The sequence below is a fragment of the Paracoccus sp. MKU1 genome, assembly GCF_001447385.1.
GTDB lineage: Bacteria > Pseudomonadota > Alphaproteobacteria > Rhodobacterales > Rhodobacteraceae > Paracoccus.
The window spans coordinates 13,205-28,431 of sequence record NZ_LLWQ01000208.1; the positions used below are offsets into that span (position 1 = coordinate 13,205).

The following is a 15,227-nucleotide window of genomic DNA, read 5'->3' on the forward strand; positions in this document are numbered from 1 at the left end:
ATGACCTCGAGCCGCAAGAAGACGAAGATCTCGGTCTACCTTGATCCCGAGGTCATGCAGATGCTGGCGGAGTTTGCCGCCCGGCGCGACCGATCCCAATCGATGGTGGCTGAGGCCGCGATCGCATCCTTCCTCTCGCCGGATAACGCAGAGCGCCGCGAGGCGGTTCTGGCCCGACGCCTGGATCAGATCGACAGGCGGATCACCCGGCTGGAGCGCGATGTCGGAATCTCCGTCGAAAGCCTGGCGGTGTTCATCCGTTTCTGGCTTGCGACGACACCCGCTCTGCCGGAACCCGCAGCCAAGGCGGCACGGGCAAAAGCAGGGGAGCGATACGAGGCGTTTGTCTCGGCTCTCGGTCGGCGCCTGGCGCAGGGTCCGAAGCTGCGGCAGGAGGTGTCGGAGGATGAGGAAGGGGGCGCAGGTGGCTGAAAAGATTTCAACTACCTCAACCGCAGACGTGGGAACTGTAGCCGTGATCATAATGTCCGGGTTGCTCGGCCCAGACCTGCCGTTCAGCCACTCCCAAGCTGACGTCCGCTTCAAGCACTCCACCACGTCCGATACGAAACCGGCTTACTGATCCCAGGATCTGCCGTCCTTACCTGTCGGCAGCGACAATATTGGCTCCGTCGATCTGCTCCACACCTGCAGGCAGGAGAAGCTGTTCCAGCCAGTCGATAGCATTGCCCCGCTCGGAGCAGTAAGCGAAGAACGCCCGCTGCTTCGCTCGAGTAAACGCGACGAAGAATGAATTTAGCTCTTCGCCACGCTCCGGCGACAGGCTCCACCATGTCTTGGCATCGAGACCGAAAAAGATCATGGTGTGGAATTCGAGGCCCTTGCTCTTATGGATTGTCATGAGCGGGACCTGGTCCTTGCCTTCGAAGTGATCAAGAACGCCACTCCAGTCCGCTGCGTTCTCGACGCATTCCCGCAAAAGAACCTGAAAGCCGTTGCGCACTCGCTGAAAATCGGCGTCGCGTCGATATTCGGGGTAGGTCTGACGCAGACGCTCGATCCCGGCGAAGTCCAGAGCCTGCGCGAACAACCGGTCGGCCACTGCCGGATCCGGTGGCTCGTCACGCATCGTCTGTCGAAGGTTCCGAGAGAACTCTCCGATATCGCGCTGCAAGCGCTCTTGCCCGGCCTCATCTTCGGGACTGATGCCCGCCAACGTTTGCAGGCGTTCCTGCGTCGCATTCCAAGCATCGGGGTCGCGGACGCTTGCACCCAGCCGCAAGAGCGGGAGGAGAACTTCGGTCAGGGGCTCGGCTAACAAATCCTGAATGGCGATTTCGCCAACATTTCTGGCAAGATTTCGCAGCGCGAGGTCGTGGGCACGGAGAGCGGGCGCAAGCTCGTCTTCAACGTTGTTTGCCCGCATGCGCACGAGGATGGCAACATCGTGTGGGGCGATGCGGCCATCATCGACTTCGCTCCTGATCCATCGCGCTATCTGCTCAGCTTCCTGCTCGCGGCTGTCGAACCGCCAGATGGCCGCCGTATCCCCCTCGATCGCCAGCTCGCCGCGCGCCTCAACCTCCTCGACATCGGGATCGATCTGCCGTGCGATGACATGCTGGATGGCAACAAGCGTCCCGTGAGATCTCCAGTTCCTGAGTAGCGCATGGCGAACGGCATTGAAGTCGGCGGTGAATTCGTCGAACGCGTTATCCATTGCGCCCGCCCAACCCATAATCTTCTGCTTGTCGTCGCCGACTGCGGTAAAGACGGCATCGCTTTCGCTGAACGCAGCATCCACGAGGCTATATTGCGCGTAGGTTGTGTCCTGGAATTCATCGAGAAAGACAAAGGGATATGTGAGGCGCAAAGCGCGCTTGATCCTGGGATTCGCGCGAAGCATGTACTCAACGACGCGGTTGATCATCGCAAAAGAAACAAGTGCGCCGTCCGGCATGGCATACTGGTCATCCCAGTAGGCCCGTAGCAGCTCTCTCGCGCGCGGATTTTCAACGGTTTCTTCAAGCGGCAGCGGTGTACGGGCGACCGCTCGCTCAAACCGGTCCGCACTGACGTCCGGACGGCCGTGTCTTCGCAGGAAGACCTCTATGTCCTGTCTGGAGGGAAAAGCGATGCTGTAGTCTGCGGGCGGTCGGTAGGCATAGGGGATCGCAAGGCGGAAATGATCCAGCATGTGCTTCGTAAATGCATCGAACGTCATCGAGTGAAATCTGCGGGCCTGGTCCGCAGGGCAGCGCTGGCGAACCCGCGCGGCAAGGTTTTGAGCGGCATCGCGTTTGAAACTGATCGCAAGGATGCGCTTTGGTGCCGGACAAAGACCTGTCTGCAGGAGATAGGCGGCCTTCTGCGCCAGAAATTCGGTCTTGCCCGCTCCGGCACCGGCGGTAACGCAAACACTCTGCGCGGTCTCTCGAAGAGCGTCCCAGACTCGCGGTTCAAGGTCATCGACGCCTTGTGGTCGCCAATCTTCCGGCGCGACGGGCATCAGTCTTCAGCCGGCTCAGGAAACAGAACGTCTCTGACATGATCGATCAGGGCGCGTAGTTCCGGGGGTGCGCGCCGAGCGAGGTTTCGACGAGCGATCCTGCTCAGCGCGGCGAGATGGGTCTCCGGTTTGCTGCGGCTGAGGAAAAGATATGGATACCAGGTGAAGCTATCGTCCCATTGCTCGCCGTCGTAGATGTCGGGATTCCCGTTGGTTTTCAGGACCACCCTTTTTTTCTCGGCAATCGCCTCTGCTGTCGTCCTAGGGCCTCGTCCACCCGGATTGGGGTGCTGGTACGCCGCAGGAAACGCCTCAAGCATCGCGAAATCCAAGTCGATGGGGTCGGAAAAGAAGACGGCTTCATGTCTGAGAGCCTGAAGCCAGTCATTTTCCGCCCAATCCTCCAGAACATCTTCGTCATCCAAATCTTCGAGATCGTCGAGACTGATCGTGCCATCAATAACGAGGGGATTTGCAGTCAGGTCGCGATCCACCTCTTCTAGAGCCGCGAACGCCGTTCGGATCATTTTGGCTCCGCCATGGGTGCGGCCAAGATCGAAGTCGAGCAGTGTCGCGTGAGGGATGCCGAGATCGGTGAGCAGTCTCCAGAAGTGCGAGACATAGCGACCGCCCAAAGGCACGACCGGCACGAATGACGGGTCAAGCGGAACGCCTCTTGCTTCGGCTAAACGGGGCAGAACGACTCGCTCCGAGTCCCCCTCCGCCAGAATCACGAACCGCGCAAAATATAGTTCGGGGTAGGAACGGACCGCGAGGCGGACATATGTGCTGGCTTGTACATCGTCTTCAGGCAAGGTCAGCAGCCTGACGCTCGCGCGGCGCGTCTGGCGGTCAAGCCGAAAGTAGCGAACTTCGTCCGCCTCGATGCGGGAGAGGATGCTGGCGCTATGGCTCGAAATGAGCGCCTGCGCCGTGCTCATCTCGCCGATTTCCCGCGCCAACGTCACGATCCGAGACAAGAAGAATGGGGAGAGGCTGTTTTCAGGCTCTTCAATCGCGAGAATCGTCAGATGCGTGCGCCTCAGCTTCTCCTGATCGAACGGGCTCTCCGCCGCAGCGAGGGCAAGCGCAGCCTGTTCGGTCTCGAGGGTTGCAGCCGTCAGAGCGATGTGGAAAAGCGAGCGCTGTCCGTCACTGAGATCGGTGAGGATTCGGTTTCGACCGGCCTCGTCAGGATGAAAAACGAACTCCGCGCGCCGGACAAGATCTTCGATCCTGCTCTCAATCAGCCGAAGATTAGGGGTTGTGTCCGTGTCGCCTTCGTAAACCTGCTGCCACCTGTGCGTCAGACGCTCAATGATGAAGCTTGCCGGGGCTTCCTGATCGAACTGGTTCTGGATAAGCTCGGCCCCTTCCGTCGCGCGGGCGCCAAGATCAGCTGACCATAGCGCCGCTCGCCATAGGCGTCCTTTCAGGAGCTCGGTGACACGGTCGGCCGCGTTGCGAAGGGCGGGAACGTAGACAACCTGTATGCTCGCGCGATCCACAGCGGAGACTTTCGGAAGCGTCTCCCATTCAAATTCGTTGCCGAGGGTCGTGATCCATCTGATGTCTTCTTCGACGGTCCCGTCAGGCGTGCCGTCTTCGATCCACCTGGCGATAAGTCGCATGCGCGCCTTTAGCGGTTCATCGGGGCCAGAAGCAGCCATGTGATTGAAAAAGTCGGGGACGGCGGAAGCGTCTTCGTCCTCTTCTTCGTCGAGCTCTGGGAAGCCGAGCAGACACTCGATCTCCAGAGCCCGCCCGTCCGGCAGCTCCTCTTCGTTCTGCGCGATATGGAAGTCTTTCTTTGTGACGGTCCTGTCCGCCCTCGTCACTCCAAAGAGACGGGAAAGCGCCTGGAAGAGCGCCGTCTTGCCTGAGCCGTTCCCACCGACGAAGGCCGTTACCTGCTCTTCCAGGCTGATTTCCATCCAGTCGGGACCGAAGCAGCGAAAATTGCGCACGGCAATATTCTCAATTTTCATGGGCAGGCTCCACCGCAAAGAATCTTTCCGCACAACCAAGGTAGGATTTGAAAAAGGGACTATTCCACAACTCTTCGTAGGCAAGCGGAACTCTCGGCGTCTCGCCGCGTGGTTGCAACCCAAATATCGCGCCCCACACAACTCTGTCAGCCGCCCGATAGGCGGTGACTAGCGGTGCAAGTTGGTCAATTGCCTTTAGGCCTTTAAGCACTAAACCGGCCTTTGATCCTCTTCGCAGCCAACGACCGCTTTCCGCCCGAATTCACCATGTTCTCATGACGGTTGCCACGATGCCTTCCTCCCGGAGTGAAACTGGGGATCATTCCGCCGTTTTCCTGTCATTGCACGCTAGGCTACTACACCCCTCCGAAAGCTGTTGAGCCATAGGCATCTACGGCTTTCTTAATCGACCCCGATCCAGGGCGGCCTGTTGGAGGCGCCCGTAAGGGAACGGGGCCGGCATGGCGAAGACCGATCAGAGACCAGAGGTAATCCGGAGAGGCGCGCGGATGCTGCGCACCGCGCTCGGGCAGGCGATCGCCGGGTTTCTGGACGACCCCATGACCGTCGAGGTGATGCTCAACCCCGATGGGCGGCTCTGGGTCGACCGACTTTCCGAGGGGCTGGCCGACAGTGGCAAGACGCTGAGCGCAGCGGACGGCGAGCGTATTGTTCGCCTCGTCGCCCACCATGTTGGCGTCGAAGTTCATGGCCTCTCCCCTCGCGTCTCTGCGGAACTCCCGGAAACAGGCGAGCGCTTCGAGGGGCTTTTGCCTCCCGTGGTTGCCGCTCCGGCTTTCGCCATCCGCAAACCCGCCGTCGCCGTCTTCACCCTCGAAGATTACGTCACCGCCAGGACCATGACCTTGATGCAGGCCGAGGCGCTGCGCCAGGCGGTTGCGGCACGTGCCAATATCCTGGTGGCGGGGGGTACCTCTACAGGCAAGACCACGCTGACTAATGCGTTGCTCGCCGAGGTGGCCAAGACCTCCGATCGCGTCGTGATCATCGAAGATACTCGAGAACTGCAATGCGCCGCGCCGAACCTCGTGGCGATGCGCACCAAGGACGGCGTTGCGAGCTTGTCCGATCTGGTGCGCTCCTCGCTGCGTCTGCGCCCTGATCGCATTCCCATCGGCGAGGTGCGCGGCGCCGAGGCGCTGGACCTGCTTAAAGCCTGGGGCACCGGCCATCCCGGCGGCATCGGCACCATCCATGCCGGTTCCGGGATTGGCGCGCTGCGTCGGCTCGAACAACTCATCCAGGAAGCCGTCGTTACCGTGCCCCGCGCCATGATCGCGGAGACCATCGACCTCGTGGCTGTTCTGGCCGGCCGAGGCTCCGCACGCCGTCTGGTCGAACTCGCCCGCGTCAAGGGCCTCGGGCCGGACGGCGACTACCGGATTTCACCTGTCATTTCAGAACCCACCACTCACGAACCAGGAGATCCCGCATGATCCGTCACGCCCTGCGCATCCGCCAACACATCGCCACGGCCGCCGCCGCCACCTATGTCAGCCTGTTCATCGCTCCGGCTGCGCATGCCTCCGGGTCTTCCATGCCCTGGGAAGCGCCTCTGCAATCCATCCTCGACTCCGTCGAGGGGCCGGTGGCCAAGATTGTGGCGGTGATCATCATCATCGTCACCGGTCTGACGCTGGCCTTCGGCGATACCGGCGGCGGCTTCCGGCGGTTGATCCAGATCGTCTTCGGCATCTCCATCGCCTTTGCGGCCTCGTCCTTCTTCCTGAGCTTCTTCAGCTTCGGTGGCGGAGCGCTGATCTGATGGCGGTGAGTTTCGAGACCCTCGACGCGGTGCCGGGGTTCAGCGTGCCGGTTCACCGTGCGCTGACCGAGCCGATCCTGCTCGGCGGCGCACCGCGCTCGGTTGCCATTCTGAATGGCACGCTCGCCGGTGCGGTCGGCCTCGGGCTTCAGCTCTGGCTGGTCGGGATCCTGATCTGGGCCGTCGGCCACATCGCTGCTGTCTGGGCGGCCAGGCGCGATCCGCTCTTCGTCGAGGTTGCGCGCCGCCATTTGCGCATTCCCGGTCATCTCTCGGTGTGAACCCCCATGATGAATCTTGCTGAATACCGTCGCACCGCCTCGCGCCTCGCCGACTACCTGCCCTGGGTGGCGCTGGTCGGGGAGGGCGTGGTCCTCAACAAAGACGGCTCGTTTCAGAGGACGGCGAAATTTCGGGGTCCCGATCTGGACAGCGCCGTCGCTGCCGAACTGGTCGCGGTGGCGGGACGGCTGAACAATGCTTTCCGGCGCCTCGGTTCCGGGTGGGCGATCTTCGTGGAAGCACAGCGCTCTGAGGCCGCGACCTATCCGGTGAGCACCTTCCCGGATGCGGCATCGGCGCTGGTCGATGCCGAGCGCAAGGCCGATTTCGAGGAGGAGGGGAGCCATTTCGTATCCGGCTACTTCCTGACGCTCCTCTGGCTTCCACCGGCGGAGGACGCGGCACGCTCAGAATCCTGGCTCTACGAGGGCCGCGAAACCTCAGGTGTGAACCCCTGGGAACAGGTGCGCGGCTTTGTCGACCGCACCGATCGCGTGCTGGCGCTGCTCGACGGCTTCATGCCGGACTGCCATTGGCTCGATGACGCCGCTACGCTGACCTACCTGCATTCGACGATTTCGACCAACCGGCACCGCGTGCGCGTGCCCGAGGTGCCGGTCTATCTCGACGCGCTCTTGCCCGACCAGCCGCTGGCCGGTGGGCTGGAGCCGCGTCTGGGTAATCATCACCTCCGCGTCCTGACGATCACCGGCTTTCCCGGCGCCACGACCCCGGGCCTGCTCGACGAGTTGAACCGGCTGGCCTTTCCTTACCGCTGGTCGACCCGTGCCATCCTCATGGACAAGCTGGATGCGACGAAGCTGCTGACCCGGATCCGTCGTCAGTGGTTCGCCAAGCGTAAGAGCATCGCCGTGATCCTAAAGGAGGTGATGACCAACGAGCAATCCGCGCTGGTCGATACAGATGCCGCGAACAAGGCCGCTGACGCGGACATGGCCTTGCAGGAACTCGGCGCGGATCTGGCTGGCATGGCCTATGTCACGGCCACGATCACGGTCTGGGACGAGGACGTTCGCCGCGCCGAAGAGAAGCTGCGGCTGGTCGAGAAGATCGTCCAGTCCCGCGATTTCACCGTCATGGTCGAGACGGTCAACGCCGTCGATGCCTGGCTTGGTAGTCTGCCCGGGCATGCCTATGCCAATGTCCGGCAGCCACCGATCAGCACATTGAATCTCGCCCATATGATCCCGCTCTCGGCGGTCTGGGCGGGGCCGGAACAGGATGAGCATTTCGGCGACGCTCCGTTGCTCTACGCCAGGACCGAAGGCTCCACCCCGTTCCGGTTTTCTCTGCATGTCGGGGATGTCGGTCACACCCTCATCGTCGGCCCGACCGGCGCCGGAAAATCCGTGTTGCTGGCGCTGATGGCGCTTCAGTTCCGGCGGTACTCGCGCAGCCAGATCTTCGCCTTCGACTTCGGCGGCTCGATCCGCGCCGCTTCGCTCTCCATGGGTGGCGACTGGCATGATCTCGGCGGAGAACTGACCGACGCGGACGAGAACTTCGTCTCGCTGCAACCGCTGGCCCGCATTCACGAGACGTCGGAGCGCGCCTGGGCGGCTGACTGGATCGTCGCCATCCTGACGCGCGAGAACATCCAGATCACCCCGGATGTGAAGGAACATATCTGGACAGCACTGACCTCGCTGGCCTCGGCCCCTGTGGGTGAGCGGACCATGACCGGCCTCGCGGTCCTGCTGCAGTCCAATGACCTGAAGCAGGCGCTCCGCGCATACTGCGTGGGTGGACCCTATGGCCGGCTGCTTGATGCCGAGACCGAACGGCTGGGATCGGCGGATGTGCAGGCTTTCGAGATCGAGGGGCTGGTGGGAACCGGCGCGGCGCCCGCCGTCCTCTCTTACCTGTTCCACCGGATCGGCGATCGGCTCGACGGGCGACCCACGCTGCTCATCATCGACGAGGGCTGGCTCGCGCTCGATGACGATGCATTCGCGGAGCAGCTCCGCGAGTGGCTGAAGACGCTGAGGAAGAAGAACGCCTCGGTGATCTTCGCGACGCAGAGCCTCAGCGACATCGACAGCAGCGCCATCGCGCCTGCGATCATCGAAAGCTGCCCGACCCGGCTCCTGCTGCCGAACGAGCGGGCTATCGAGCCTCAAATCACGGCCATCTATCGCCGCTTCGGCCTCAATGACCGACAGATCGAGATCCTCGCGCGGGCCACGCCCAAGCGCGACTACTACTGCCAGTCGCGGCGCGGCAACCGGCTTTTCGAGCTGGGCCTCAGCGACGTCGGGCTCGCACTCTGCGCGGCGTCGTCCAAATCGGATCAGGCGCTGATTGCCGAGATCTGTGCTGAGCACGGGAGAGACGCGTTCCTCGTCGCCTGGCTGAAGGCGCATGACCTCGATTGGGCCGCCGAGCTGATCCCCGACCTCACCAATCTCGCCATCGACGCGGACGGGGCTTCTCCGGCCACCCCAGTTGTTGAGGACACGGACATCAACCTTGAAGAAGAGGAAATCACACCATGACACGCAAGTTTACGTTTCGGTCCGCAGGCACGTCGCTGCTCGCCCTCGCGCTGGCGATGCCCATGGCCATGTCGCCCATCGCAGCGCCGCCCGCCCATGCGCTCTTCGGCATCGGCGGCGGCCCGTTTATCGTCTACGACCCGACCAACCACGCGGAAAATCTCCTGACCGCGGCGCGCGCTCTGGAGCAGATCAACAACCAGATCGCACAGCTCCAGAACGAAGCGCAGATGCTGATCAACCAGGCGCGCAATCTCGCCAACCTGCCGTATTCCGCGCTCCAGCAGATCCAGCAGAACGTCAGCCGCACGCAGCAACTCCTGGCGCAGGCCCAAAACATCGCCTTCGATGTGCAGAGCATCGACCAGATGTTCCAGCAGGACTATGGCAACCTTTCTCTGACGGCGACCGACCAGCAAATGATCGCCGAGGCCCGGTCCCGTTGGGAGAATACCGTCGGTGGCCTGCAGGATGCGATGCGCGTGCAGGCCGGTGTCGTCGGCAACATCGATGCCAACCGTGCTGAGATGTCCGCGCTCGTGGGACAGAGCCAGAATGCGGTTGGCGCTCTGCAGGCCACGCAGGCGGGCAACCAGCTCCTCGCACTGCAATCGCAGCAGCTCTCGGATCTGATCGCGGTGATCTCGGCAAACGGTCGCGCCAACGCGCTGACCGAGGCCGAGCGTGCCACCGCCGCCGAACAGGGCCGCATCCAGCGCGAGCGGTTCCTGACGCCGGGCTCGGGCTACCAGCCCGGCAATGCGCAGATGTTCAACTGAGGCCGGGAGGGGAGACGATGGAGGGGAAGGTGCTGGCGCGGATCGTGGCCATCGCATTCGCGGCGATCGCGATCACCGCCACAGTGATCGAGGTCACGCGGGAGGAAGCTCCCGTGCCGGCCAGCACCGCGCCCGCGCTCCAGCCGTCTGCCGATCCTCTCCGCGCGACGCTGCGCCGGTGCCAGCAGCTTGGCGAGGCCGCTTCCAGCGATGCCGATTGCCTCGCCGCCTGGGCCGAGAGCCGTGACCGGTTCCTCGGCCGGACGCCTTCACCCGAAGGGCCGCAGCGTCCGGGAGATCAGTGAACCATGGGCGGGACCGGCGTCATCGACAACTTTCTGGGCATCTTCACCAGCTATATCGACAGCGGGTTTGGACTGCTCGGGGGTGAGGTGGCCTTCATCGCCACCACGCTGATCGTCATCGACGTGACGCTGGCGGCCTTGTTCTGGGCCTGGGGCGCCGATGATGACATCATTGCCCGACTGGTGAAGAAGACGCTCTTTGTCGGGGTCTTCGCCTATATCATCTCCAACTGGAACAACCTCGCCCGGATTGTCTTCGAGAGCTTCGCGGGCCTTGGTCTGATGGCCTCGGGCACCGGGTTTTCCGCCGCCGATCTTCTGCGCCCTGGCCGCGTCGCCCAGACCGGGCTCGAGGCCGGGCGACCGCTGCTCGAGAGCATCTCCGATCTGATGGGCTGGGTCGCGGTCTTCGAGAACCTCGTCCAGATCCTCTGCCTGTTCTTCGCCTGGGCGCTGGTGATCCTCGCCTTCTTCATCCTCGCGGTTCAGCTCTTCGTCACCCTGATCGAGTTCAAACTCACGACCCTCGCGGGCTTCGTGCTGATCCCCTTCGGCCTCTTCGGCAAGACCGCTTTCATGGCCGAGCGTGTGCTGGGCAACGTCATCTCGTCCGGCATCAAGGTTCTCGTCCTCGCCGTGATCATCGGCATCGGATCGACGCTCTTCGGCCAGTTCACCGCTGGCTTCGGTGGCGTGACCCCGACCATCGATGATGCCATGGCGATTGTTCTGGCTGCCCTGTCTCTGCTGGGCCTCGGAATATTCGGCCCCGGCATCGCCTCGGGTCTGGTGTCCGGCGGGCCCCAACTCAGCGCGGGGGCGGCCATTGGTACCGGCCTTGCCGTTGGTGGCGCGGCGATCGGGGCCGGAGGGGCGACCATGCTCGCAGCGCGCGGGGCAGGGTCTGCACTTTCCGGTGGTGCCGCCCTCGCACGCGGCGGCGCCACCGCGGCGGGCGCTGCCTCGAGCGCCTACACGCTCGGCTCGATGGGTGGAGGTGGTCTCTCCGGTGGGTTGATCGGTGTAGCGCGCGCCGGGGCCGCTGCCGCGGCATCACCGCTCAAGAAGGCCTCCTTTCGCGCGGCTGGCGGGATCCAGTCCAGCTACGCCGAGGGCGTAAAGGGCGGTGTTGCGGCGACGGGCGGAACCACCTCGATGGGCACGGTCGGCGGGGCGGCGCCCGAGCCTGGCAGCTCCGGCCCGTCCTCCGCCGATGGCCCGCCAGCCTGGGCAAAGCGCATGCGCCATAACCAGGCAGTGAGCCATGGCGTCCGCGCTGCCGCCCATGCCGTCCGGTCGGGCGACAGCCACGGCTCGGGCTCCTCCGTCAATCTCTCCGAAAGGGACCGCTCATGAACCTCTTCAGGCGTTCCGCCACGCATTATGGCAAGACACCTCAGCCAGAGACGCCTTACCAGAGGGCTGCGCAGGTCTGGGACGAGCGCATCGGCTCCGCCCGCGTTCAGGCCCGCAACTGGCGCTACATGGCCTTCGGCAGCCTGATCCTCGCGGCGGGATTTGCTGGCGCCCTGGTCTGGCAATCCGCACGCGGCACGGTAGTGCCCTGGGTTGTTCAGATCGACGCGCTCGGCGAGGCCCAGGCGGTCGCTCCGGCCTCCGCCGACTACGAGCCGACCGATCCACAGATCGCCTTCCATTTGGGTCGTTTCATCGAGCAGGTTCGTTCCATCCCCGCCGACCCGATCATCGTGCGGCAGAACTGGCTGCGCGCCTATGAGTTCACCACGGACCGTGGCGCGGCCGCACTTAACGACTTCGCCCGCGCCAACGACCCGTTCACCCGCGTCGGTCGTCAACAGATCGCCGTCGAGGTGTCCTCGGTCATCCGGGCCTCGCCGGGATCGTTCCGCGTCGCCTGGACCGAGCGCCACTACGAGAACGGCCAGCTTTCCGCGACCGAGCGTTGGACCGCGATCCTGACCGTCGTGATCCAGACTCCGCGCAGCGCCGAGCGCCTGCGCGCCAATCCCCTCGGAATCTATGTCAATGCGATCTCCTGGTCGCGGGAGATGAGCCAATGACTGAAACGCTTGTTCATGAAACCAGGTCTCCGGGCATCAGGACGCCGACGTTGGTGGCCCTCCTGCTATCCGCATCCGTGTTGGCAGGATGTGCCAGCAACCGGGTGCGGGAATTCAGCTACGACGAGTACGTGCCGCCGCTGCCCACTCCGCCCGCCTCGGCTGCCGAGGAACGTCCTCGACCCCTGCACACGCCGCCGGTCTGGACTGTGGCGCATGGCGGAGCGGCGGCAGGCACACCGACCGGACGTATCGAAAACGCCAATGCCGCCGCCCGGGTCGAACCGCGCCGCGAGGGCTATTACAATGCGATCCAGATCTATCCCTGGTCGGAAGGTGCCCTCTATCAGGTCTATGCCGCGCCGGGTCAGATCACCAACATCGCACTCGAGCCGGGCGAACGTCTGACCGGCGCGGGTCCGATCGCCGCAGGGGATACCACGCGCTGGATCATTGGCGACACAGAGAGCGGGTCCGGATCCACCGCCCGCGTCCACATCCTCGTCAAACCGACGCGGGACGACATCTCGACCAATCTGGTGATCAGCACTGACAGGCGGGTGTACACGATCGAGTTGCGTGCGCGCGAGGCACTCTACATGCCATCTGTCGCCTGGGCTTATCCGGCTGCGCCGCGTGGCGGTCGACAGGCTGTGGCAACCGCGCCGACCATTCCGGCGCCCTCTGCCCGCAATCATCGCTACGGCTTGCAGATCCAGGGGGAAAGCCCGCCCTGGCGCCCGGTTTCTGTCTTCGACGACGGCCGCCGCGTCTATGTCGTTTTCCCGGCTGGCATCGCCCAGGGCGAGATGCCGCCGCTCTTCGTGCTCGGCGCCGACGGAGAACCACAGATCGTCAACAGCCGCATTCACCGGAACGTGCTGATCGTGGATCGCCTCTTCGGTGCGGCGGAGCTCCGGCTGGGGGCAGGAGACCGCCAGCAGGTGGTCCGGATCGTGCGCATGGAGGAGCGCGAGGCCGATGCGCGGACGGAGGGGGATGCGCGAAGGGGAGGGGCGTCATGAGTGACACCGATACCGCAGCTCCGATGCGTCTGCGCCCCGATCCGCCGCGCGTGACCCGGCTGTCGCGCAAGGTTCTGGCCGGTGTCGGAGCGGTCGCCCTGTTCGGCATCGGGGGTGCGCTGATCTATGCGCTCCAGACCCGTGAGGCCGGGCCGGGAGGTGGAGAACTCTATTCCATCGACAACCGACCGGCCGCGGACGGCCTGGAGGGGTTGCCGTCCGACTATACCGGACCGGTTCTGGGACCCGCACTGCCCGGTGACCTCGGGCGGCCGATCCTAGATGCACAGGAGCGGGGAGTGCCCGTGGGCCCTCCGCCGATTGCGGGCCCGACCGTCGATCCGGAAGCGGAGCGCCGCAGGGCAGAGGAGGACGCCGCGCGTCTGAGCGGTGTCTTCTTCCAGACGGCGTCTGGCAGGGCAACGACGGACGGGGGCGGCGTGAACCTTCCGGGCCTGGGTGGCTCCGGGCAATCCGAGGGGAGCCGATATACGGCTTTCCTCAACGGTCCGGTGGACCGGCAGACCGTCGCGTCGGATCGCATTCAGCCGCCAGCCTCGCCGTACATCCTTCAGGCGGGAGCTGTGATTCCGGCCGCGCTCATCACCGGCATTCGCTCCGATCTCCCGGGCCAGATCACCGCGCAGGTCACCGAGAATGTCTATGACAGCCCGACCGGATCGCTGCTGTTGATCCCACAAGGAACCCGCATCATCGGCCAATACGATGAAGGTGTGACGTTCGGCCAACGCCGCGTGCTGTTGGTCTGGAACCGCTTGATCCTTCCCGGTGGCCGATCCATCGTTCTCGAACGTCTGCCAGGCGCGGATGCGAGCGGCTATGCCGGCCTCGAAGATGGCGTCAACTACCATTGGTGGGATCTGATGCGCGCGGCGGGTCTGTCCACGCTGCTCGCGATCGGCGCGGACCTCGCCACCGATGACGAAGACCGCCTGGTCCAGGCGATCCGCGATGGCGCGGTGGACACGATCAACCAGGCCGGTCAGCAGATCGTACAGCGTCAGTTGCAGGTCGCGCCGACATTGACCATCCGTCCGGGGTTCCCGGTCAGGATCATCGTCACCCGCGATCTGGTATTCGAACCGGCAGGAGGTTGATCATGTCGAAACTGAAGCTGGGACCTCTGCCCGATGACAAGCCGGTGAAAGTGACCGTGGAATTGCCCGCGTCCGTTCATCGCGATCTTGTCGCCTATGCGGAGGTGTTAGGGCGGGAGACAGGCCAGCCTGTAGCCGATCCTGTCCGGCTGATCGTGCCGATGCTGGAGCGGTTCATGGCCACGGATCGCGGGTTCGCGAGGGCGAGGCGCGTGTCCACCGGGAGCGAAGCGTGAAGGAAGCTCACGCTGAGTGCATGTATTTTCACTCGCGCGGTGAGCTGACCCGGCTGATATTGCCTGCAATCGAACTCAGCTCGCGCGAGCCGAGCTGAGCGGGGGCTGCGGTGAATGCTGTGCCCCGCTTCCTTAATGGATGAAGGTGCGAGACATGAGCCAAGACTCCCCCGTTCAGATGTCCTTCGATGTCCCCAGGGATGCGCGCTATTTTGAGGACTACGTCCCCGGAAGTTGCTTCCAGTTTGGCGGAGTGGAGGTTCACGAAAAGGAAATCATCGAATTTGCCGCCCAGTTTGATCCGCAGCCAATCCACATGGATCGGGACGCCGCAGAGAGCGGCCCATTTCGTGGGATCATTGCCAGTGGCTGGCACACGATTGGCCTGATGATGAGGCTCTTCGTGGAACACTACCTGACCTCCGTTGCAAGTATGGCGTCCCCGGGAGTGGATGAAGTGCGGTGGTCTGTGCCCGTGCGTCCGGGCGATCAGCTCCAGGTGAGGATCACGATCACAGAAGCCCGACCGTCAAGGACGAAGGCGGACAGGGGGCTGGTGCATTCTTTTGTGGAGGCGGTGAACCAGCGCGACGAGGTGGTCGCCAGTTTCAAGGCGATGAACATCATCGGGAAGAGACCTTCCGCATCCAGGCAATAGACGGGATTGCTCAGATCAATGG

15 protein-coding genes are annotated in these 15,227 nt (G+C 63.6%); 13 read left to right on the top strand and 2 right to left on the bottom strand.

The features are described from left to right. Entirely contained in the window at positions 1-432 is a 432-nt protein-coding gene (locus AQY21_RS21255) for a hypothetical protein (protein ID WP_058099590.1), read from the top strand. 169 nt (positions 433-601) lie between these two features. On the opposite strand, the gene AQY21_RS21260 is transcribed toward AQY21_RS21255, so the two are convergent. Together AQY21_RS21260 and AQY21_RS21265 are read right to left on the bottom strand one after the other, a co-directional pair. Next, positions 602-2,470: a UvrD-helicase domain-containing protein gene (locus AQY21_RS21260; RefSeq protein WP_058099591.1), complete on the bottom strand. Its 1,869-nt coding sequence runs from the start codon at positions 2,468-2,470 to the stop codon at positions 602-604. Further along, complete coding sequence (locus AQY21_RS21265) at positions 2,470-4,458, bottom strand: ATP-dependent endonuclease (RefSeq protein ID WP_082658212.1); 1,989 nt, start codon at positions 4,456-4,458, stop codon at positions 2,470-2,472. Before AQY21_RS21265 ends, AQY21_RS21260 begins: the two co-directional genes overlap by 1 nt. 461 nt (positions 4,459-4,919) lie before the next feature. Between AQY21_RS21265 and trbB the strand changes: the two genes are divergently transcribed. The 12 genes from trbB to AQY21_RS21325 all read left to right on the top strand — a co-directional run bounded on the left by trbB (position 4,920) and on the right by AQY21_RS21325 (position 15,205). Beyond that, complete coding sequence (gene trbB / locus AQY21_RS21270; RefSeq protein WP_058099592.1) at positions 4,920-5,915, top strand: P-type conjugative transfer ATPase TrbB; 996 nt, start codon at positions 4,920-4,922, stop codon at positions 5,913-5,915. Next, a complete protein-coding gene (locus tag AQY21_RS21275) occupies positions 5,912-6,244 on the top strand; it encodes a TrbC/VirB2 family protein (RefSeq protein ID WP_011747801.1) in 333 nt (110 codons plus the stop codon). The genes trbB and AQY21_RS21275 overlap by 4 nt, the downstream gene beginning before the upstream one ends. After that, positions 6,244-6,525, top strand: a complete 282-nt coding sequence (locus tag AQY21_RS21280) for a VirB3 family type IV secretion system protein (RefSeq protein ID WP_058099593.1) — start codon at positions 6,244-6,246, stop codon at positions 6,523-6,525. The genes AQY21_RS21275 and AQY21_RS21280 overlap by 1 nt, the downstream gene beginning before the upstream one ends. Before the next feature lie 6 nt (positions 6,526-6,531). Then, positions 6,532-9,042 (top strand): conjugal transfer protein TrbE, encoded by a 2,511-nt coding sequence (gene trbE, locus AQY21_RS21285; RefSeq protein WP_058099594.1) that lies wholly within the window; start codon positions 6,532-6,534, stop codon positions 9,040-9,042. Then, the gene (trbJ, locus tag AQY21_RS21290) at positions 9,039-9,821 is read left to right on the top strand and encodes a P-type conjugative transfer protein TrbJ (RefSeq protein ID WP_058099595.1); all 783 of its coding nucleotides are present in this window, start codon (positions 9,039-9,041) and stop codon (positions 9,819-9,821) included. The genes trbE and trbJ overlap by 4 nt, the downstream gene beginning before the upstream one ends. Before the next feature lie 17 nt (positions 9,822-9,838). Then, positions 9,839-10,126 carry a putative entry exclusion protein TrbK-alt gene (gene trbK-alt / locus AQY21_RS21295; protein WP_058099596.1) on the top strand — a complete coding sequence of 96 codons (288 nt, stop codon included), beginning with the start codon at positions 9,839-9,841 and terminating at the stop codon, positions 10,124-10,126. A 3-nt stretch (positions 10,127-10,129) separates the two neighbouring features. Continuing rightward, complete coding sequence (gene trbL / locus AQY21_RS21300; protein ID WP_058099597.1) at positions 10,130-11,482, top strand: P-type conjugative transfer protein TrbL; 1,353 nt, start codon at positions 10,130-10,132, stop codon at positions 11,480-11,482. Then, positions 11,479-12,168 carry a conjugal transfer protein TrbF gene (gene trbF, locus AQY21_RS21305; RefSeq protein ID WP_058099598.1) on the top strand — a complete coding sequence of 230 codons (690 nt, stop codon included), beginning with the start codon at positions 11,479-11,481 and terminating at the stop codon, positions 12,166-12,168. Before trbL ends, trbF begins: the two co-directional genes overlap by 4 nt. After that, positions 12,165-13,193 carry a P-type conjugative transfer protein TrbG gene (gene trbG, locus AQY21_RS21310; protein ID WP_058099599.1) on the top strand — a complete coding sequence of 343 codons (1,029 nt, stop codon included), beginning with the start codon at positions 12,165-12,167 and terminating at the stop codon, positions 13,191-13,193. The genes trbF and trbG overlap by 4 nt, the downstream gene beginning before the upstream one ends. Continuing rightward, on the top strand, positions 13,190-14,311 hold the full coding sequence (locus AQY21_RS21315; RefSeq protein ID WP_058099600.1) for a TrbI/VirB10 family protein: 1,122 nt from the start codon (positions 13,190-13,192) through the stop codon (positions 14,309-14,311). Before trbG ends, AQY21_RS21315 begins: the two co-directional genes overlap by 4 nt. 2 nt (positions 14,312-14,313) lie before the next feature. Continuing rightward, positions 14,314-14,547 (top strand): DUF2274 domain-containing protein, encoded by a 234-nt coding sequence (locus AQY21_RS21320; protein WP_058099601.1) that lies wholly within the window; start codon positions 14,314-14,316, stop codon positions 14,545-14,547. Positions 14,548-14,701: 154 nt separating this feature from the next. Continuing rightward, positions 14,702-15,205, top strand: coding sequence for a MaoC family dehydratase (locus AQY21_RS21325; protein ID WP_238986853.1), 504 nt, complete (start codon positions 14,702-14,704; stop codon positions 15,203-15,205). Positions 15,206-15,227 lie beyond the last annotated feature (22 nt).